This is a genomic window from Streptomyces niphimycinicus, from assembly GCF_018883605.1.
GTDB classification, from domain to species: domain Bacteria; phylum Actinomycetota; class Actinomycetes; order Streptomycetales; family Streptomycetaceae; genus Streptomyces; species Streptomyces niphimycinicus.
In genome coordinates, this window is sequence record NZ_JAHLEM010001065.1 from 1 (window position 1) to 1,255 (window position 1,255).

At 73.2% G+C, this 1,255-nt stretch carries 1 protein-coding gene; it reads left to right on the forward strand.

The features are described 5' to 3' along the window. The coding region (locus tag KN815_RS47535) for a SpnB-like Rossmann fold domain-containing protein (RefSeq protein ID WP_216347980.1) at nt 1-1,255 on the forward strand (1,255 nt) is incomplete at both ends.

The window sequence follows — 1,255 nt, forward strand, 5'->3', positions numbered from 1 at the left end:
GACGGCGTTGACCTGCTGGCCGAGGTGGCGCTGCCCGAGGCGGCGGGGGACGCGGAGGGCTTCGGCATCCACCCGGCACTGCTCGACGCCGCCCTGCATCCCATGCTGCTCGCGGCCGACCTGGAGTCGGCCGACGACAGCGGGATGAGGCTGCCGTTCGCCTGGAGCGGAGTCTCTCTGTGGGCCGCGGAGGCGACCACGGTCCGGGTCCGGCTCTCGCCCCGCCAGCCCTCTCCCCATCAGGACGGTGCGGTGGGGGAGCACGGGTTGCGGGTGGTCGTGGCCGATGGCGTGGGCGCCCCGGTGCTGACGGTCGACTCCCTGACGATGCGCCCCGCCGACCCCAGCCAGTTGAGGTCCGGGAGCGGACGTGGCGTCGATGGGCTGTTCACGCTGGACTGGATCCCGATGCCCGATGTGCCGGAGGTGGACGGCTCCGACGCCACGGGCTGGGTCGTGTTGGGTGCGGACGCCCTGCACCTGGCCCAGGAGCCCGGACTCGGCGATGCGGGAGTGGTGTGCCATCCGGCGCTCGAAGCGTTGGTCGCCGCGCTTGACGACGGCGCGCCACCTCCCGCCTTCACCGTGACCCACCTGCCCGCAGGCGGTGGCTCGCCGGAGGCCGGAGCCGCGGCGAAGGCGGCCGATGGCTTGGCTGCCGTCGGCCGAGCGCTGGAGCTGGTGCAGGGGTGGCTGGCCGAACCGCGGCTGGCCGACACCCGGTTGGTGGTGGTGACACGCGGCGCGGTGTCGACCGGAGGCCCTGAAGCGGGGAATTCCGGCGACGACGAGCTGGATGTGGCCGCGGCAGGGCTGTGGGGCCTGCTGCGGAGTGCGCAGGCGGAACACCCGGACCGGTTTGTCCTCCTCGACCTTCACCGGGACACCGATCCGGCCGCGGGTGCTGTGGTGGATGCCGTCGTGCGTGCCGTACGGGCGGATGAGCCACAGGCGGCGCTGCGCTCCGGGCGGCTGATGGTGCCCCGGCTGATGCGCGCACGCGACACCGACGGCGCCGACGAGAGCGAATCGGGAGAGCCGGCCCCTGGTGGGCTCGATCCCGACGGTACGGTGCTGATCACCGGTGGTACGGGCCTGCTGGGCGGTCTGGTGGCCGAGCATCTGGTGCGTACGTGGCAGGTCAAGCAACTGGTCCTGGTCAGCCGCCGTGGCTCGGACGCGCCCGGCGCACCCGAGTTGGCCGAGCGGCTGAGCGACCTGGGTGCGCAGGTACGGATCGCCGCGGTGGATGTCA